This is a genomic window from Micromonospora sp. NBC_01638, from assembly GCF_045209745.1.
In the GTDB taxonomy this organism is placed as follows: Bacteria; Actinomycetota; Actinomycetes; order Mycobacteriales; family Micromonosporaceae; genus Micromonospora.
Genome location: NZ_CP109273.1, coordinates 946,526 through 964,597, shown reverse-complemented (window position 1 = coordinate 964,597; position 18,072 = coordinate 946,526). Strand labels below are relative to the sequence as shown.

The 18,072-nt window shown below is 71.7% G+C and carries 18 protein-coding genes; 16 read left to right on the top strand and 2 right to left on the bottom strand.

The genetic code is table 11. The annotated features are described in order from the left end of the window. Positions 1–87 precede the first annotated feature (87 nt). The 14 genes from OG811_RS04400 to OG811_RS04335 all read left to right on the top strand — a co-directional run bounded on the left by OG811_RS04400 (position 88) and on the right by OG811_RS04335 (position 13,098). Positions 88–990: a tryptophan 2,3-dioxygenase gene (locus OG811_RS04400; RefSeq protein ID WP_406075509.1), complete on the top strand. Its 903-nt coding sequence runs from the start codon at positions 88–90 to the stop codon at positions 988–990. Next, a complete protein-coding gene (gene kynU / locus OG811_RS04395; RefSeq protein ID WP_406072324.1) occupies positions 966–2,291 on the top strand; it encodes a kynureninase in 1,326 nt (441 codons plus the stop codon). Before OG811_RS04400 ends, kynU begins: the two co-directional genes overlap by 25 nt. Continuing rightward, on the top strand, positions 2,288–3,625 hold the full coding sequence (locus tag OG811_RS04390) for an FAD-dependent oxidoreductase (protein WP_406072323.1): 1,338 nt from the start codon (positions 2,288–2,290) through the stop codon (positions 3,623–3,625). The genes kynU and OG811_RS04390 overlap by 4 nt, the downstream gene beginning before the upstream one ends. A 23-nt stretch (positions 3,626–3,648) precedes the next feature. Beyond that, on the top strand, positions 3,649–5,130 hold the full coding sequence (locus OG811_RS04385; RefSeq protein ID WP_406075508.1) for a 2-hydroxymuconic semialdehyde dehydrogenase: 1,482 nt from the start codon (positions 3,649–3,651) through the stop codon (positions 5,128–5,130). 23 nt (positions 5,131–5,153) lie between these two features. Further along, positions 5,154–5,951, top strand: coding sequence for a 2-keto-4-pentenoate hydratase (locus OG811_RS04380; RefSeq protein ID WP_406072322.1), 798 nt, complete (start codon positions 5,154–5,156; stop codon positions 5,949–5,951). Beyond that, positions 5,948–6,880, top strand: coding sequence for an acetaldehyde dehydrogenase (acetylating) (locus OG811_RS04375; protein ID WP_406072321.1), 933 nt, complete (start codon positions 5,948–5,950; stop codon positions 6,878–6,880). Before OG811_RS04380 ends, OG811_RS04375 begins: the two co-directional genes overlap by 4 nt. Then, complete coding sequence (dmpG, locus tag OG811_RS04370; RefSeq protein ID WP_406072319.1) at positions 6,877–7,938, top strand: 4-hydroxy-2-oxovalerate aldolase; 1,062 nt, start codon at positions 6,877–6,879, stop codon at positions 7,936–7,938. The genes OG811_RS04375 and dmpG overlap by 4 nt, the downstream gene beginning before the upstream one ends. Then, the gene (locus tag OG811_RS04365) at positions 7,935–8,708 is read left to right on the top strand and encodes a 2-keto-4-pentenoate hydratase (RefSeq protein WP_406072318.1); all 774 of its coding nucleotides are present in this window, start codon (positions 7,935–7,937) and stop codon (positions 8,706–8,708) included. The genes dmpG and OG811_RS04365 overlap by 4 nt, the downstream gene beginning before the upstream one ends. After that, positions 8,705–9,127 carry a RidA family protein gene (locus tag OG811_RS04360; RefSeq protein ID WP_406072317.1) on the top strand — a complete coding sequence of 141 codons (423 nt, stop codon included), beginning with the start codon at positions 8,705–8,707 and terminating at the stop codon, positions 9,125–9,127. Before OG811_RS04365 ends, OG811_RS04360 begins: the two co-directional genes overlap by 4 nt. Then, the gene (locus tag OG811_RS04355; RefSeq protein ID WP_406072316.1) at positions 9,124–9,648 is read left to right on the top strand and encodes a 3-hydroxyanthranilate 3,4-dioxygenase; all 525 of its coding nucleotides are present in this window, start codon (positions 9,124–9,126) and stop codon (positions 9,646–9,648) included. The genes OG811_RS04360 and OG811_RS04355 overlap by 4 nt, the downstream gene beginning before the upstream one ends. Then, complete coding sequence (locus tag OG811_RS04350; RefSeq protein WP_406072314.1) at positions 9,648–10,649, top strand: amidohydrolase family protein; 1,002 nt, start codon at positions 9,648–9,650, stop codon at positions 10,647–10,649. Before OG811_RS04355 ends, OG811_RS04350 begins: the two co-directional genes overlap by 1 nt. A gap of 219 nt (positions 10,650–10,868) precedes the next feature. After that, positions 10,869–12,332, top strand: a complete 1,464-nt coding sequence (locus OG811_RS04345; protein WP_406072312.1) for an amidase — start codon at positions 10,869–10,871, stop codon at positions 12,330–12,332. 75 nt (positions 12,333–12,407) lie between these two features. Next, the gene (locus OG811_RS04340) at positions 12,408–12,704 is read left to right on the top strand and encodes a hypothetical protein (protein WP_406075506.1); all 297 of its coding nucleotides are present in this window, start codon (positions 12,408–12,410) and stop codon (positions 12,702–12,704) included. Then, positions 12,691–13,098, top strand: coding sequence for a DUF5130 family protein (locus OG811_RS04335; protein ID WP_406072311.1), 408 nt, complete (start codon positions 12,691–12,693; stop codon positions 13,096–13,098). Before OG811_RS04340 ends, OG811_RS04335 begins: the two co-directional genes overlap by 14 nt. A gap of 69 nt (positions 13,099–13,167) precedes the next feature. Here OG811_RS04335 and OG811_RS04330 read toward each other — a convergent pair whose 3' ends face one another. Both OG811_RS04330 and pepN read right to left on the bottom strand, forming a co-directional pair. Further along, complete coding sequence (locus OG811_RS04330) at positions 13,168–13,797, bottom strand: Uma2 family endonuclease (RefSeq protein ID WP_406072309.1); 630 nt, start codon at positions 13,795–13,797, stop codon at positions 13,168–13,170. 19 nt (positions 13,798–13,816) lie between these two features. After that, positions 13,817–16,366 carry an aminopeptidase N gene (gene pepN, locus OG811_RS04325; protein ID WP_406072307.1) on the bottom strand — a complete coding sequence of 850 codons (2,550 nt, stop codon included), beginning with the start codon at positions 16,364–16,366 and terminating at the stop codon, positions 13,817–13,819. Between the two features lie 221 nt (positions 16,367–16,587). Here pepN and OG811_RS04320 point away from each other — a divergent pair, with 221 nt between their 5' ends. Further along, positions 16,588–17,214, top strand: a complete 627-nt coding sequence (locus tag OG811_RS04320; RefSeq protein ID WP_406072305.1) for a disulfide bond formation protein DsbA — start codon at positions 16,588–16,590, stop codon at positions 17,212–17,214. A gap of 194 nt (positions 17,215–17,408) precedes the next feature. Continuing rightward, complete coding sequence (locus OG811_RS04315) at positions 17,409–17,984, top strand: hypothetical protein (RefSeq protein ID WP_406072303.1); 576 nt, start codon at positions 17,409–17,411, stop codon at positions 17,982–17,984. Positions 17,985–18,072 lie beyond the last annotated feature (88 nt).

Below are 18,072 nucleotides of genomic sequence, written 5' to 3'. Positions count from 1 at the left end.
ATGTGACAAGAGCCGTTGATCCGGCATTCCGCAAGCCGATCCGACCGCGAGATCATGACGTCGCTAGTCCGGGGAGGGAGACAGATGGTGGATCAGACGGAGCGGCAGGCGCCGAACCGCCCTGCCTTGGTGCGACCGGTGACCCCGCGGCAGCGGGCCGCCCGCGCCGCACGCAACGGTGGCGAGCCGACACTGGAGTTCGCCGAGCGGGTGCCGTACGACGCGTACGTGCAGGCCAGCACCCTGCACCAGCTACAGCAGCCACTCAGCAGCGACCCCGGCGAGATGTCCTTCCTGATGGTCAGCCAGATCATGGAGCTGTACTTCGGGCTGACCTGCCACGAGCTGCGGGAAACGCAGCGGCTGATCCGCGCCGACCAGGTGTGGGAGGCGCTGGCCCCACTGCGCCGCGCCGCCCTGCACCTGGAAGGGCTCAACGCCGCCTGGCAGGGTCTGCGCTGGATGACCCCGGCCGACTTCAACCGGTTCCGCAACCTGCTCGGCGAGGGCTCCGGCTTCCAGTCGGCCATGTACCGGCATCTGGAGTTCCTGCTCGGGCTGCGCGACCCGACGCTGATCCGCCCGTTCCGCCGGCAGACCGAGGTGCACGCCGCGCTGAGCGCCGCGCTGGCCACCCCGAGCCTCTGGGACGACGTGCTCGCGTTGCTCGCCCGGCGTGGCTTCGACCTCCCCGCCGACCTGCTCGACCGGGACGTGACCGTCGAGCACGACCCGCAGCCGTCGGTCGAGGCGGCCTGGGTCCGGATCTACACCGACACCGGCCCGGACAATCACCTGCGACTGCTCGGCGAGGCGCTGAGCGGTGTCGCCGAGGAGTTCGGCGACTGGCGCTGGAACCACGTCAAGGCGGTGCAGCGGACAATGGGCGCCAAGGTCGGCAGCGGCGGCTCCGCCGGCCTGGCGTGGTTGCAGCGCAGCATGGCCCGGGTGGTTTTCCCGGAGCTGTGGTCGGCCCGCACCGCGATGTGACCGGAGAGCGAGAAACCCCTGTGCACACCCCAGAACGTGAGGCGCACCGCCTCGACGAAACCGACCCGGGCCACCGGCACCTGTTCCACGTGCCACCGGCCGACGGCGGTGACCATCCCGAATCGGCGTACCTCGCCGGCAACTCGCTCGGCCTGCAACCCCGGGCCACCCGCGACGAACTCCTCGCCGACCTGGACGCCTGGGGGCGGCTCGGCGTCGAGGGGCACCTCGATGCGGAGCGCGCCTGGTTGCCGTACCACGAGTTGTTGACCGCGCCGGCCGCGCGACTTGTCGGCGGCCGGCCCGCGGAGACCGTGGTGATGAACTCGCTCACGGTCAACCTGCACCTGCTGATGGTGAGTTTCTACCGCCCGGCCGGCGCCCGCACCCGCATCGTCATCGAGGACTCCGCGTTCCCCTCGGACAGTTACGCCGTGCGCAGTCAGGCCCGGTTCCACGGTCTGGACCCGGACGACACCGTGGTCCGGCTGCGCCCGCGCGTCGGCGAGGACTCCCTGCGCACCGAGGACGTGACCGACTACCTGGCGGCCGAGGGCGACCGGGTGGCGCTGGTGCTGCTCGGTGGGGTCAACTACCTCACCGGTGAGCTGCTGGACATCCCGGCGATCACGGCAGCCGGCCGGTCGGCCGGCGCGGTGGTCGGTTGGGACCTGGCTCACGCGGCCGGCAACGTGCCGCTGGCCCTGCACGACTGGGACGTCGACTTCGCCGCGTGGTGCTCCTACAAGTACCTGAACTCAGGCCCGGGTGCCCTGGCGGGCGTCTTCGTGCATGAGCGGCACCTCGGCGATGAGGACCTGCCCCGCTTCGAGGGTTGGTGGAGCACCGCGGCGGCCACCCGGTTCGAGATGACCCCGGTGTCCCGGCCACCGGCCACCGTGGAGGCCTGGCAGATCTCCAACCCGCCGATCTTCGCGATGGGCCCGGTGCGCACCTCGCTGGAGCTGTTCGACGCGGTCGGCATGCCGGCGCTGCGCGCACGCAGCCTGCGACTCACCGGCTGGCTGGAGTCGCTGCTGGACGAGGTCGTCGCCGACCGGCCGCTGCGCGTGGTCACCCCGCGCGACCCCGCCCGGCGCGGCTGCCAGCTCTCGGTGCGCATCGGCGCCGGCAACGCCGCCGAGCTGACCAAACGCCTGCGGTACGAGCATGGCGTCATCGCCGACGCCCGCGAGCCGGACATCATCCGGTTCGCACCGGTGCCGCTCTACTCCACGTATCACGACTGTTGGCGGGCCGCCGCAGCACTCGCGGCGACGGTTGGGCAGGTGGCCCCATGACCGCGCGGCGCGACGAGATCGCGATCATCGGTGCTGGGCTGGCCGGCTGTCTGGCCGCCTGCTTCCTGGCCCGACGTGGCTACCCGGTGGCCCTCTACGAGCGCCGGTCCGACCCGCGTCTGGGCACGGCGGAGCGGGGTCGCTCGATCAACCTGGCGCTCTCCGAGCGTGGGCTGGACGCGTTGCACCGGATCGGGCTGGCCGAGCAGGTGATGACCGATGCGCTGCCGATGCGCGGCCGGATGATCCACCCCGTCGAGGGGGAGCAGCAGTTCCAGTCGTACAGCGCGGCCGGTGACCGGGCGATCAACTCGATCAGCCGGGGTGCGCTGAACAACGCGCTGCTGGACGAGGCCGCCGCGCTGCCCGGGGTGCGGGTCGTCTTCGACCACCGGTTGGTCGGGCTCGATCCGACCGACGGCACCCTGAGGTTCGAGACCCCGCAGGGCCCGGCCGCCGCCAAGGCGTCGGTCGTGCTGGGTGCCGACGGCGCCGGCTCCGCGGTGCGCGGGCAGCTGCTCGCGTACGGGTTGCTGAACGAGAGCGTGAACTTCCTCGACTACGGCTACAAGGAGCTCACGATCCCACCGCTGGGCGGGGACTTCGCCCTGGAGGAGGACGCGCTGCACATCTGGCCGCGCGGCACCTCGATGATGATCGCGTTGCCGAACCCGGACCGCTCCTTCACCTGCACGCTGTTCTGGCCCAACGACGGTGCTGGCAGCTTCGCCTCGCTCAGCAGCCCGGCGGAGATCGAACGGTACTTCGCGGAGCACTACCCGGACGTCGTTCCGCTGGCCCCGAACCTGGTCGACGACTACCAGCAGAACCCGGTGGGCGTGCTCGGCACGGTCCGCTGCACCCCCTGGCAGGTCTACGGCACGGTCGGCCTGCTCGGCGACGCGGCGCACGCGATCGTGCCCTTCTATGGCCAGGGCGCCAACTGCGCCTTCGAGGACGTGGTCGAGCTGGACCGTTGCCTGGACGAGTGCGCCGACGACTGGTTGGCGGCGCTGCCGCTGTTCCAGCGACGCCGGCAGCAGAACGCCGAGGCCATCGCGACGATGGCACTGACCAATTTTGTGGAGATGCGGGACAAGGTCGCCTCCCCGGTCTTCCAGCTCAGGCGGCGGGTGGAGCACGCACTGGAGCGGGCCCTGCCCGGCCGGTACGTTTCCGAGTACGAGCTGGTGTCCTTCTCCACCACCCCGTACGCGGAGGTTCGCCGCCGGGTGCGCCGACAGCACCGGGTGCTGGGCGCGGTCGTCGGCGGGGCCGCGCTGATGCTGGTCGGCGCGGTCGGCGCGGCACTGAGCCGAGGGAGGCGCGCATGACCGGCACCTGGGATCCGCGGTTGCTGGCCGGCCACGCACCGAGTGGTCCGCAGCGGTTGCGCAACTTCGTCGCCGGCGAGTTCGTCGACGGCGGGCCGACGTTCACCAAGGCCAGCCCGGTGACCGGGGAACCGGTCTTCGAGGTGGTCGAGGCATCGAAGTCCACCGTGGACGACGCGGTGGCCGCCGCCCGGGCGGCGATGCGCGGCCCATGGGGCCGGATGGGCGAGCGGGAACGCGCCGAGGTGCTGCGCCGGGTCGCCGACGAGTTGGAGCGCCGCTTCGACGATCTGGTCACCGCCGAGGTCGCCGACACCGGCAAATCCATCGCCCAGGCCCGCACGCTGGACATCCCGCGCGGTGCGGCGAACTTCCGGGCGTTCGCGGAGATCGTGGCGACCGCGCCCACCGAGTCGTTCACGACGGTCACCCCGACCGGCGGCCGGGCGCTGAACTACGCGCTCCGCAAGCCGGTCGGCGTGGTCGCGGTCATCGTGCCGTGGAACCTGCCGTTGCTGCTGCTCACCTGGAAGGTGGCCCCGGCGCTGGCCTGCGGCAACGCCGTCGTGGTCAAGCCCAGCGAGGAGACGCCCGCCTCGGCGACGCTGCTCGCCGAGGTGATGGCCGCAGCTGGCGTACCGGCCGGCGTGTTCAACGTGGTGCACGGGTTCGGGCCGGACTCGGCCGGCGAGTTCCTCACCCGCCACCCGGGGGTCGACGCGATCACCTTCACCGGCGAGTCGGCCACCGGCGGTGCGATCATGCGGGCCGCCGCCGACGGGGTGAAGGCGGTGAGCTTCGAGCTGGGCGGCAAGAACGCCGGCCTGGTCTTCGCCGACGCCGACCTGGATGCCGCGGTGGCCGGTTCGATGCGTTCCAGCTTCACCAATGGCGGCCAGGTGTGTCTCTGCACCGAACGTCTCTATGTGCAGCGCCCGGTCTTCGAGGAGTTCACCGCCCGGCTCGCGAAGCGGGCAGGCGAACTGGCGTACGGCTGGCCGACCGACGAGGCCACCGCCACCATGCCGCTGATCTCCCAGCAGCATCGGGCGAAGGTGCTCGGCGCGTACGAGCTGGCCCGCACCGAGGGTGCCGAGGTGCTCACCGGCGGTGGCACGCCCACTTTCGGTGACGCCCGCGACGGCGGGTCGTACGTGCAGCCGACGGTGCTCACCGGGCTCGGCCCGGACGCCCGCACCAACCGGGAGGAGATCTTCGGCCCGGTGGTGCACGTGGCGCCGTTCGACACCGAGGACGAGGCGTACGCCCTCGCGAACGGCACCGAATACGGCCTGGCGGCGGCCGTGTGGACCCGGGACGTGGGCGTCGCGCACCGCGCCGGGGCGCAGCTCGACGCTGGCATCGTCTGGGTCAACACGTGGTTCCTGCGTGACCTGCGCACCCCGTTCGGCGGGGTGAAGGCGTCCGGCATCGGCCGCGAAGGCGGCGTGCACTCGCTGAACTTCTACTCCGAACTCACCAACGTCTGCGTGGACCTGTCGTGAGCGCACCGCAGCGAGGAGCGGACATGAAACCTGACATCGAGGCCGCCAACCGGGAGTTGGCCGACGCCCGCCACACCGGCAAGCCGTGCCCACCGCTACGCGGCCGGCTGCTGGCGGAGGGAGACGTCGAGTCCGCGTACCGTGTGCAGCAGCTCCAGGCGCGGGCCTGGCAGGGCCGCGGCGAACGTCGGGTCGGCGCGAAGATCGGGCTGACCTCCCGGGCGGTGCAGGAGACCTTCGGGGTGTTCCAACCTGACTTCGGCATGCTGACCGACGCCATGGCGGTCGGCGACGGCGTCGAGGTGGCCATCGACCGGCTGCTCCAACCGCGGGTCGAGGCGGAGATCGCGTTCGTGCTCGCCAAGGATCTCCCGAACCCGCAGGTCACGACGGTCGACCTGATCCGCGCGGTCGACCACGTGCTGCCGGCGATCGAGATCGTCGACTCGCGGATCGCCGGCTGGGACATCTCCATCGTGGACACCGTCGCCGACAACGCCTCCAGCGGGCTCTTCGTGCTCGGCACCACGCCGCGCCGGCTCGCCGACATCGACCTGCGGCTGTGCGGGATGGTGCTGGAGCACGCCGGTGAGCCGGTCTCGGTGGGCGCAGGCGCCGCCTGCCTGGGCAACCCGCTGCACGCCCTGCAGTGGCTGGCCGACACCCTCGCCCGCGCCGGTGACCCGCTGCGCGCCGGGGACGTGGTGCTCTCCGGTGCGCTCGGCCCGATGGTGCCGGTCACCCCCGGGGCCGCGTACGAGGCGCGAATCTCCGGGCTCGGCTCGGTGCGAACCTGTTTCAGTAAGGGGGGCGACAAGTGACCGGAGTGGCGGTGCTCGGTTCCGGCAACATCGGCACCGACCTGATGATCAAGGTGTTGCGGCTGAGTGACAGCCTGCGGATGGTGGCGATGGCCGGTATCGACCCGGCCTCCGACGGCCTGGCCCGGGCCCGCCGGCTCGGCGTGGCCACCACCGCCGACGGCGTGGACGGACTTGTCGCGATGCCCGAGTTCGCCGACGTCGAGCTGGTCTTCGACGCCACCTCGGCCGGCGCGCACCGGCGCCACGACGAGGTGCTGCGCGCACACGGCCGCACGCTCGTCGACCTGACCCCGGCCGCGGTCGGCCCCTACGTGGTGCCGCCGGTCAACCTCGACGAGCACCTGCACGAGCCGAACGTCAACATGGTGACCTGCGGCGGGCAGGCGACGGTGCCGATCGTCGCCGCCGTCCGGCGGATCACCCCGGTGGCGTACGGGGAGATCGTCGCCTCGATCGCGTCGAGGTCGGCAGGGCCGGGCACCCGGGCCAACATCGACGAGTTCACCGAGACCACGGCCCGCGCCATCGAGGTGGTCGGCGGCGCCGAGCGGGGCAAGGCGATCATCGTGCTGAACCCGGCGGACCCGCCGCTGCTCATGCGGGACACCGTCTACTGCCTCTGCCCGGACGCCGACGCCGACACCGAGGCCATCGCCGCCTCGGTGGCGGACATGGTGGCGACGGTCCAGGAGTACGTCCCCGGCTACCGGCTCAAGCAGGACGTGCAGTTCGAGCGGGTGCAGGCGTACCTGCCGACGCTCGGGCGGCAGCTCACCGCGTTGCAGGTCTCGGTCTTCCTGGAGGTCTCCGGGGCTGGGCACTACCTGCCGGCGTACGCCGGCAACCTGGACATCATGACCTCCGCCGCGCTGCGCACCGCCGAGCGGCTGGTGGCCCTGCGCTCCTCGGAGGTGGCCGCGCGATGACCGACCTGTACATCCAGGACGTGACGCTGCGCGACGGCATGCACGCCATCGCCCACCAGTACACCGTCGAGCAGGTACGCACCATCGCCGCCGCGCTGGACACCGCCGGTGTGGCCGCGATCGAGGTGGCGCACGGTGACGGGCTCGCCGGTTCCAGCGTCAACTACGGCCACGGTGCCGCCAGCGACGCCGAGTGGATCGCGGCGGCTGCCGAGGTGCTGACCATGGCGAAGCTGACCACCCTGCTGCTGCCGGGCATCGGCACGATCGCCGACCTGAAGGCCGCGAAGGCGCTCGGCGTGACCAGCGTCCGGATCGCCACCCACTGCACCGAGGCGGACATCTCCGCCCAGCACATCTCCTGGGCCAGGGAGAACGGCATGGACGTGGCCGGGTTCCTGATGATGTCGCATATGAATGACGCGGCCGGGCTCGCCGGGCAGGCCAAGCTCATGGAGTCGTACGGGGCGCACTGCGTCTACGTCACCGACTCCGGCGGTCGGCTGCTGATGTCCGACGTGGCGCAGCGGGTCGACGCGTACCGGCAGGTCCTCGCCCCGGAGACGCAGATCGGCATCCACGCCCACCACAACCTGTCGCTCGGGGTGGCCAACAGCGTGCTCGCCGTCGAGCACGGCCGGGTCACCGGGTCCGGCCCGGCCGGCTCCGACGCACCCCACGGCCGGACCGTCCGCGTCGACGCCTCCCTCGCCGGCATGGGCGCGGGTGCCGGCAACGCGCCGCTGGAGGTCTTCGTCGCCGTCGCCGAGCTGCACGGCTGGCGGCACGGTTGCGACGTGTTCGCGCTGATGGACGCCGCCGACGACATCGTCCGCCCCCTGCAGGACCGGCCGGTCCAGGTGGACCGGGAGACCCTCTCCCTGGGGTACGCGGGGGTCTACTCCAGCTTCCTGCGGCACGCCGAGCGGGCCTCGGAGCGCTACGGCGTGGACGTCCGGTCGATCCTGGTCGAGTTGGGTCGCCGCCGGATGGTCGGCGGCCAGGAGGACATGATCGTGGACGTGGCACTGGACCTGGCCGGTAAGGAGCAATCATGATCGGCGTGGACACCCTGGGCGTCGCGGCGAAACTCGGCGAGGCCGCCGACACCGCCACAGCGATCCCGCAACTCGCCGCCGAGGTGGGGCTCGACGTGCCGACCGCGTACGGCGTGCAGGCCGCGCTCGTGCAGCGCCGGCTGGAACGCGGTGAGCGGCTGGTCGGGCTGAAGATGGGGCTGACCAGCAGGGCGAAGATGGTCCAGGTCGGCGTGGACGAGGTGATCTGGGGGCGGCTCACCGACGCGATGCGGGTGCCCGACGGCGGCGTGGTGGACCCGGCCGCGTACATCCATCCCCGGGTCGAACCGGAGGTGGCGTTCCTGCTGGACCGCCTGCCCGAGCCGGGTGAACCGGTCGGTGACTTCGCCAGCGCGGTCCGCGCGGTCGCCCCGGCCATCGAGCTGATCGACTCCCGGTACGCCGACTTCCGTTTCTCGCTGCCGGACGTGATCGCCGACAACACCTCGGCCGCCGCGTTCGTGATCGGGCCGTGGTCGGCGGTGCCGGCGGGTCTGGACAACCTGGGCGTGCTGCTGGAGGTCGACGGGCGGGTCGCGCAGGTCGGCTCGACGGCGGCGATCCTCGGCGATCCGCGTCGGGCCCTCGACGAGGGCATCCGGCTGGCCGGCCGGCACGGGGTGCGGTTGCAGGCCGGCTGGGTCTTCCTGGCCGGCGCCGCCACCGCGGCTGTCCCGCTTCGTCCTGGCGTCCATGTCCGTGCGGTCGTGGAGAAGCTCGGCACGGCCTCGCTGCGGGCCTCGTCATGACCGCGCGGGTGGTGCCCGGGAAGGCCGTTCCGCGGGGGGCGTTCCCGCACGTCAAGGTCGCAGGTGGGTTCGTCTTCGTCTCCGGTACGTCGTCGCGGCGGCCGGACAACAGCTTCGCGGGTGTGTCGGTCGACGAGTTCGGTACGACGAACCTCGACATCCGGGTACAGACGCGGGCGGTCATCGAGAACGTGCGGGACCTGCTGCGTTCGGTCGGCGCGGACCTCGCCGACCTGGTGCAGGTGACGTCGTACCTGGTCAACATGAATGACTTCGGTGGCTACAACGAGGTGTGGGCGGAGTTCTTCGACGCGTCGGGGCCGACCCGCACGACGGTGGCCGTGCACCAGTTGCCGCACCCGCACCTGCTCATCGAGATCCAGGCCGTGGCCCTTCTTCCCTCGGGAGGTCAGTCGTGAGTGAGATCGCCGAACCGTTCAGCTTTCCGGGCTGGATCGCGGACAACCAGCACCTGTTGAAGCCGCCGGTGGGCAACAAGGAGATGTTCCCGGGCGGGGACGACTTCATCGTGATGGTCGTGGGCGGGCCCAACCAGCGCACCGACTTCCACGTGGACCCGTACGAGGAGTTCTTCTACCAGGTCAAGGGCAACATGCACATCAACCTGATGACCCCGGAGGGGCCGCGTACGGTGCACGTGCGCGAGGGGCAGATGTGGATGCTGCCGCGCAACACCCCGCACTCGCCGCAGCGGCCGGAGGCCGGCTCGATCGGTGTGGTCGTCGAGCGGGTCCGCGAGGAGGGCACGCTGGAGACGTTCCAGTGGTACTGCCCCGAGTGCGGCAGCAAGGTCCACGAGGTCGAGTTGCAGGTCCGCGACATCGCCGCCGATCTGCCGCCGGTGTTCCAGGCGTTCTACGCCGACGAGCAGGCCCGCACCTGCGCCAACTGCGGCACCCTGCACCCGGGCAGGGGCTGATGCCGGCAGGTGTGGTCGACGTGCACACGCACGTCGTACCGAAGGGGTGGCCGGATCTCGGCGCGGCGTGCGGTGGGTCCGGCTGGCCGTGGCTGCGGGTCGACTCCGAGCGCGCCGCCATGATCATGGTGGCGGAGACGGAGTTTCGACCGATCGGCGCCGAGTGCTGGGACGCGTCACGACGACTGGCCGACATGGACGCCGACGGCGTGGCCGTGCAGGTGGTCTCGCCCACGCCGGTCTTCTTCAGCTACGAACGCCCGGCCGACCAGGCGGTGAAGGTCGCCCGGATCTTCAACGACCTGGCCCTGGAGGTCACCGCGGCCGGTGGTGACCGACTGGTGCCGTTCTGCCAGGTGCCCCTGCAGGACCCGGACGCAGCCTGCGCCGAACTGGACCGCAGCCTGGCCGCCGGGCACGTCGGCGTGGAGATCGGCAACCACGTCGGCGACCGGGACCTGGACGACGCCAGCGTGGTCACCTTCCTCCAGCACTGCGCCGAGGTGGGTGCGCCGGTCTTCGTCCATCCATGGGACATGCCGGGCGGTCCGCGGCTGGACCGGTGGATGGCCCGCTGGCTCACCGGGATGCCCGCCGAGACGCACCTGTCGGTGCTGGCGATGATCCTGGGCGGCGTCTTCGACCGGGTGCCGGAAACGCTGCGGATCTGCTTCGCGCATGGCGGCGGCAGCTTCCCGTTCTGGCTCGGCCGCGCCGACAACGCCTGGCACCGCCGCGGCGACCTGGTCCGTGGGGCGTCCGCCGGCCCGCCCAGCAGCTACCTCGACCGGTTCAGCGTCGACTCGGTGGTCTTCGCGCCGCCCGCGCTGCGGCTGCTGGTCGACACCATGGGGGAGGACCGGGTGCTGGTCGGCAGCGACTACCCGTACCCGCTGGGCGAACGCCCGGCCGGCGCGGTCGTTCACGACGCCGACTTCCTCACCGACGACCAGCGCGCCAAGCTCCTGTCCGCCAACGCCCTGCGCTTCCTGCACGGCTAATCGCGCCCGCCCTGTCGCGGGCGTCGCGCCGCCGGGCATGAGCAGATCTTGGACAGTTTCCGTTCGCGTCGAACGGAAACTGTCCAAGATCTGTGGGTAGGTAGGCCGAGCGCGCGGGTCGTGCTCCGGGCAGGCTTTCTCGGACGTCCGGTTGGTCCGTTTCCGGTCGTCGGCGCGTGTCGAGTGCGCCGAGGGCTGGGCGGCCGGCAGGATGACGGGATGGCCGAGCCGCACGACCTGACCGCGTTGGAGCAGGCCGCCGCGATCGCACGCGGCGAGCTGTCCAGCGTCGACCTGGTCGAGCACCACCTGCGCCGGGTGGCAGCCATCGGTGACACCGTGGGGGCATTCGTCACGGTCACGCCGGACCTGGCCCGAGAAGCCGCACGCGCAGCCGACGCCGTGCCCGTCGGGGAGCGCGGTCCACTGCACGGCGTACCGACCGCGATCAAGGACCTGACGCTCACCGCCGGGGTCCGCACCACCTTCGGTTCGGCCGCCTTCATCGACTTCGTCCCGCCGGTCGACGCCGACGTGGTCCGGTTCATCAAGGCCGCCGGCCTGGTCAGCCTGGGCAAGACGACCACCTCCGAGTTGGGCTGCTCGCTCTACTCGGAGGGCCGGGTCGCGCCCCCGGCCCGCAATCCGTGGCAGCTGGCGTACACCGCGGGCGGGTCCAGCGGCGGCGCGGCGGCGGCGGTCGCGGCCGGGCTGGTCCCGGTCGCCCAGGGGTCCGATGGCGGCGGCTCACTGCGCATCCCGGCGTCGCTCTGCGGCCTCGTCGGCTACAAGCCCAGCCGCGGCCTGGTCTCCGGCGGCCCGCTCGGCTCCGGCGCGTTCGGTCTGCCCACCAGCGGCCCGCTCGGGCGGACCGTCACCGACGTCGCCGCGCTGCTCGACGTCATGGCCGTCCCGGTCCCCGGCGAGCCCTACCTGCCACCGCTCGCGCCGCCCGGCGGCTACCTTGCCGCCGCGCGCCGGGCCGAGCCCGGCCCGCTGCGGGTCGGCCGGTTCACCACGCCGATGCTCGTCGACGAGCCGGTGCACCCCGACTGCGTGGCCGCCGTGGACCGGGCCGCCGCGCTGCTCACCGCAGCCGGCCACGAGGTGGTCGAGGTGCCACCGCCGCTCGGGCCGGCGGCCTGGCCGCTGTTCGAAATCCTCTGGTACGTGCTGGCGCTCGCCCCGGTGCCGCCACAGCGGGAGGCGGAGCTGCTGCCGCTGACCCGGCTGCTGCGGGCCCGGGGCGCCGAGATCTCCGCCGGCACCCTGGCCGCCACTCTCGGGGAGTTGCAGGCGCAGGTCCGCCTCGGCGCCCACCGCACCGCCGGGGTCGATCTGCTGCTCTGTCCCACCCTGGCCGCCCCGCAGGCGCCCGTCGGCTGGTTCACCGCCGACGGTGACCCGGCGGCCGACTTCGACCGGCAACGCCGGTTCTCGCCCTACTGCGCCATCTTCAACGTCACCGGCGATCCCTCCGTTTCCCTGCCGCTGGGCACCACGACCGACGGGCTACCCGTCGGGGTGCTGCTCACCGGCCGGTACGGCGCCGACGCGCGGCTCATCGCGACTGCTGCGCAACTGGAAAACTCCAGTGACGGATGGGATCGGCACCCCGCAATCTGGCGGGCCGCTGACTCCGCTAACGTGAATGGCGACGGAGTCGGGCGCTCGGCATCATGATCGTCCACCCGACCCGGTTGTTCAAGGTCGTCCTTCTTCCGCCTGGGGGCGTTGGGATTGTCTGTTACCGAGACGTTGCTGGTCTTCGTCGGCATCCCGTTGGCCGCGGTGCTGGTCATCGCCGGCCTGTCGTACACCGGTAGCCGTGGTGGCGCCACCGGCGGTGGCGGTGGTGCCAAGCGCTACCGGCCGGGCCGGCCCTTCGACTTCACTCCGGTCTGGTTCCTGGGCCGCCCGGAGCAGCTGGCCGACTCGGCCGGCACCGCGCTGACGGCGGGGGCGCAGGCGCCCGCGCTGACCAGCCACAAGCTTGAGCAGGCCAGCGTCGAGACGCCGGCCGGTGGAACCGGAGGCGCAAGTGACCGTTGGTGAGAAGCAGGCCGGGCCGGCGAAACCGCCCGAGGTGCTGGACGGGCCGTTCTCAACCCGCCAGCTGCTGCGCATCGACGAGGCGTTGCGCCTGGCCGACCAGGGCACCGGCCTGGTCTTCTCGGTCTTCGTCGGCGGTCTGGACGAGCACATCCGTGAGCACGCCCAGCGGCTGCACCGCCAGCTCGCCGACCCCGACAAGTCGGTGCTGATCGCCGTGTCACCCAACCAGCGTCAGCTGGAGATCGTCACCGGGCGGTACGCCCGCAAGCGCATCCCCGACACGTACGCCAGGCTGGCCGCGCTCTCCATGGCCGGCGCATTCAGCGGCGGCGATCTGGCCGGCGGCATCATCAACGGCCTCGACCAGCTCGCCAGCCACGCCGGCAAGGGCTGAGCCCTTCCTCATATCGACGAAGCCCGGCTCGCTGGAAAGCGGGCCGGGCTTCGGTGTGTTGGGGCTGCCTCAGCGCGGCCAGGCGCTCGGGTCCAACCTCATCGGCCACGGCTCGTCCACCCTCACCGCGTCGTCCGGACCGATGGTGCCGACCAGGTCGTAGTGCACGTCCTTGATGAGGCGGTAGCGGTAGACAACCGGGCCGAAGTCGCCTCGCTCCACGCGCCAGTAGTGCGGAATGCCTGCTTCGGCGTAGAGACCGGGTTTGGTGAAGCGGTCATGTCGGCGGCTCGTCGGCGACTCCACCTCGACAACGAGACTAACGCCCTCCGGTTGATGCCAACGCACACCACGTGGGGTGTTTGGCTTCAGCACCGTCACGTCTGGGATCAGATTGCCCGACGGCAGCCGTAGCCCGATCTCACGAATAATCCGCCACCCATCTGGTGCCGCAGCCCCCATGGCCGTCCGGATGCTGTCGGCCAGTTCGTGGTGATCGTCGTCGGCCGGTGGGGTCACGTGCAAGCTCCCGTCGATGATCTCGTAGCGGTTCCCATCCTCTGGCAGGTCGGACAGGTCCTGCTCGCGCCAGCCCCGCTCCGGGGGCTGCCACTGGTAGGTCGGCTGTGCCATCACGTCCACCTCCTTCCGCAACCATAATGGCCCGGGGCCGGCGAGGACCCGCGCCCACGCCGGCACCGGGCCGCGTACTCCCTGCTCAGCTCTGCTGGGCGTCCTTCGCGCGGGCCCTGAGCGCCCGCACCACGCCGTCGCGGCCCTCGGCGACAAGCCGGCGCAGTGGGGTGGGGTGCCCGTCACCGGCCAGCCACGCGTCGGTGGCCGCCACCGTGTCGTCCTCCACCAGATAGATCGGGTATGCCAGCTGGGCGAACTCCTGCGCCGGCTCGCTGTCCCGGGTGGCCCACACCTGGCCCACCGCCGTGAAATACCGCTCCCGGTACGGGGCGACCAGCTCCACCTGCGCCGGGTGGGCGAAGCCCTGCAACAGCGCCCGGTGGCGCCAGTTGGGCAGCGTTTCCGCGCCGGTGAGCAGCGCCCACACGGCTGCCTTGTTCTCGGCCGTCGGCACCAGTGCGTGCGCGTACGCGGCCTCCCGTTCGCCGCTGGCGGTGCGGTCGCCGGCCAGCTCGGCCTCGATCTCGGCGGCACCGGCCGCGCCGTTGGCCACCAGCGCCCCGAGGACCGACCAGCGCAGCTCGGTGTCCACGGTCAACCCGGCCGGTATGCCGGTGCCGTCCAGCCAGCCGCGCAGCGTGGCCAGGTCCTCCTCGGAGCGGGCCGCCGAGGTGTACGCGCGGGCCCAGGCCAGCTGGAACCCGCTGCCCGGCTCGGCGGCGGCGAGCGCGTCACGGGCGGTACGGGCCAGGTCGGCCCAGCCGGTCGGCGCCCACGCCGGGTCGGCGTAGAGGGTGATCGCGGTGGTCGCCTGCCGCAGGGTCGCGGTGACCAGGTTGATGTCGGTCTCCGCGGGCAGCCCGGCCAGCACCAACGCAACGTAGTCACGGGCCGACAGCTCGGCGTCGCGGATCATGTCCCATGCCGCGGTCCAGCACAGTGCCCGCGCCAGCGACGACTCGAAGCCGCCGATGTGCTGCACCACGGTCACCATCGAGCGGTCGTCGAGGCGCAGCTTGGTGTAGCTCAGGTCGTCGTCGTTGAGCAGCAGCACGTCGGCCGCCCGGACGCCGCGCAGCTCGGCGAGGTCCGTCCGCTCGCCGGTCACGTCCACCTCGTGCCGCTCACGACGGACCAGCCGCCCGTCGGTGCGGTCGTACAGGCCCACGCCGATCCGGTGCGTCCGCAGCGTCGGGTACGCCGCTGGCGCCTCCTGCCGCACCACCACCTGCTCGTACGTCCCGTCCGCGCCGATCGTCACCTCCGGCCGCAGCGTGTTGACCTGCGCGGTCTCCAGCCACTGCGCGGCGAACTTGCGCAGCTCCCGGCCGGACGCGGCCTCCAGCTCGGTGAGCAGGTCGTCGAAGGTGGCGTTGCCCCAGGCGTGCTTGCCGAAGTATGCCCGCAGCCCAGCCACGAACGGCTCCTCGCCCACGTACGCGACGAGCTGCTTGAGCACACTCGCACCCTTGGCGTAGGTGATGCCGTCGAAGTTGACCTCGACGGCCTCCATGTCCGGCATCTCGGTGTAGACCGGGTGGGTGGAGGAGAGCTGGTCCTGCCGGTAGCCCCAATTCTTCCGAATGGACAGGAACGTCGTCCACGCCTCGTTGAACCGGGTCGCGTGGGTGTTGCACCAGTGGCTTGCCCACTCGGCGAACGACTCGTTCAGCCAGAGGTCGTTCCACCAGCGCATGGTGACCAGGTCGCCGAACCACATGTGGGCCATCTCGTGCAGGATCGTGTTGGCCCGCTGCTCGTACTCGAAGTCGGTGACCTGCGAGCGGAACAGGTAGTGCGACTCGGCGTGCGTCACACAGCCGAAGTTCTCCATCGCGCCGGCGTTGAAGTCGGGCACCCAGAGCTGATCGTACTTTGGCAGCGGGTAGCGCACGCCGAACTTTTCGTGGAAGAAGTCGAAGCCCTGCTTGGTGATCAGGAACAGGTCGTCGGAGTCCAGATACCGCGCCATCGACGCCCGGCAGAACACCCCCAGCTCGATGCCGTCGTGACTGTCGCGCACCTCGTGGTACGGCCCGGCGCACATCGCCGTGATGTAGGTGCTCATCCGGGGCGACTCGGTGAAGTGCAGCGTCTTGAGCCCCTCACCCGCCGGCTCCTCCCGCTGCACGGGCATGTTGGACACCGCCCGCCAGTGCGCCGGCACGGTGGCGTGCCAGGTGTAGACGCTCTTCAGGTCGGGCTGGTCAAAGCAGGCGAACACCCGCTGTGCGTCGGCCGTCTCGAACTGGCTGTAGAGGTACGTCTCGCCGTCCACCGGGTCGACCGTGCGGTGCAGTCCCTGACCGCTGTTGGAGTAACCGAAGTCGGCGTCGACCACCAGGGTGTTGTCGCTGTCCAGGTCGGACAGGATCAGGCCCTTCTCGGCCGACCAGTCGGAGAGGTCGACCGGTGTGCCGTTCAGCGTCGCGGAGCGCACCGACTCGGCGGCCAGCTCGATGAACGTGCTCGCGCCCGGCTCGGCGCAGCGGAAGCGGACCTCGGTCGTCGACCGGAACGTGCGGCCGTCACCCGCCAGCACGGCGGTCGACAGGTCCAGACTGATGTCGTACCCCGTCACGTTGAGCAGGCGGGCCCGCTCGGTCGCCTCGACCTGCGTCAGGTTGCGCACTCCCGGCACTTTTAGTCTCCATCCCACATTTCGCCGTACGCCCGGCGGCGCCCGTTCGCCAACCGCTCGTGACGGCCAGCCCGATTCGAGTCTTCCACGTACGGGCAGCCTGCGGTGGCCGAGGTCACGCTCTCATTCGGGTGCCGGTCGATGTGCTGCGGGGTAAAGATTCTCCTGTGACGCCGGACTGCCGGCGCCACCCGTCGCGAAGGGACCTCACCGTGACTGATCGTGTCACCGCCGACATGTGGTTCGACCCGGCGTGCCCGTGGGCGTGGATCACGTCCCGCTGGCTGTTGGAGGTCGAGCAGGTCCGTGACGTGGACATCCGCTTCCACGTGATGAGCCTGGCCGTGCTCAACGAGGGCCGGGACGACCTGCCCGAGGAATACCGGACGTTCCTGCGTACCGCCTGGGGCCCGGTGCGGATCTGCATCGCCGCCGAGCAGCGGTACGGCGGCGACGTCCTGCGCCCGCTCTACACCGCGCTCGGCACCCGGATCCACCTCGGCAAGGAGGAGCGGGGTCAAGAGCTCTACGTCGCCGCGCTGACCGACGCAGGCCTAGACCCGGCGCTGGCCGCGGCCGCGGACAGCACCGACTACGACGAGGCGCTGCGCGCCAGCCACGAGGCTGGCATGCGCCCGGTCGGGCAGGACGTCGGCACCCCGGTCGTCCACGCGCCCGGCCCGGACGGCAGCCCGGTCGCGTTCTTCGGCCCGGTGATCACCCCGGCTCCGAAGGGGGAGGCCGCCGGTCGACTCTGGGACGGCGTACTGCTGGTCGCCGGAACCCCGGGCTTCTACGAGCTCAAGCGCACCCGTGAGCAGGGCCCGATCTTCGACTGATCCACGACCACCACGCGCCCCCGTCCGGACTGCATCGGCTGCCCCGCGCGGGGGCGCGTCAGGTCGGACGCCGAGTGCGGCTGCGGGTCGGAGGGCGGTCGTGGCGTCACCGGTGGGCGGGCGGCGTCGTTTCCCTCGGTGTCCGCCGCAGCGACCCGCAGGGCCGCACCCCGCAGTTCGTGGAGGCAATCCCGATGGCCAAGCACCGTGCGTCCGGTGACGATCAGCTGACCCGGCAGGGGGTGATCGAGACTCCCGGCGCGGCCTACTGGTCCGTCGACGACTTCCGCTGGCCGACGGTCCGCCCGGATCTACCCGCCCACCTGGTGGACCTGCTCGCCCCGCCCATCGTGGTGGGCGTGGCCCGGGTGCCGGTGACCTCCCGGCTCACCCCGCCCGTGTCGGCCGACCCACTGCCGTCGGCCGTCGACACCGTGCCGGTCGATCTCCCGACCCCCGCTCCGGATCTGCCCGCGCCGGCGGCATCGGCGGAACCCGCGCCGGCACCTGTCGAACTCGCGCCCTCGGCGGCGGCACCGGCCGAACCCGCGCCGCCTCCGCCGGCACCCGCCGCCCCGCGTCCGGTGCCGACACCGCCGTTGAACCCGCGGCCCGTGCCGTCGCCGCCCCCCGAACGTCCCGTGCCGGGGCCGCCCGCGTCACCTCGCCGCACGGCGCCCACCGGCCCGGCCGCGACTGGCCGACGGGGCAACGGCGGGCCGGCATCCGCAGGCCGGCACCGTCGGGGCACATCCGGCCGCGCCGGCTGAGCACTCCGCCCGGTTCAGCGCTTTCATCTGGTGGACGCCCCGCGGGTCCCCGTCGGCGGCGGCACCGTCGCCGGTAGCGTCAGTGGGC

Coding starts and splice junctions, on each gene's coding strand:
- OG811_RS04390 (WP_406072323.1), top strand. CDS start 2,288: ATGACCGCGCGGCGCGACGAGATCGCGATCATCGGTGCTGGGCTGGCC.
- OG811_RS04380 (WP_406072322.1), top strand. CDS start 5,154: ATGAAACCTGACATCGAGGCCGCCAACCGGGAGTTGGCCGACGCCCGC.
- dmpG (WP_406072319.1), top strand. CDS start 6,877: ATGACCGACCTGTACATCCAGGACGTGACGCTGCGCGACGGCATGCAC.
- OG811_RS04365 (WP_406072318.1), top strand. CDS start 7,935: ATGATCGGCGTGGACACCCTGGGCGTCGCGGCGAAACTCGGCGAGGCC.
- OG811_RS04360 (WP_406072317.1), top strand. CDS start 8,705: ATGACCGCGCGGGTGGTGCCCGGGAAGGCCGTTCCGCGGGGGGCGTTC.
- OG811_RS04350 (WP_406072314.1), top strand. CDS start 9,648: ATGCCGGCAGGTGTGGTCGACGTGCACACGCACGTCGTACCGAAGGGG.
- OG811_RS04345 (WP_406072312.1), top strand. CDS start 10,869: ATGGCCGAGCCGCACGACCTGACCGCGTTGGAGCAGGCCGCCGCGATC.
- OG811_RS04315 (WP_406072303.1), top strand. CDS start 17,409: ATGGCCAAGCACCGTGCGTCCGGTGACGATCAGCTGACCCGGCAGGGG.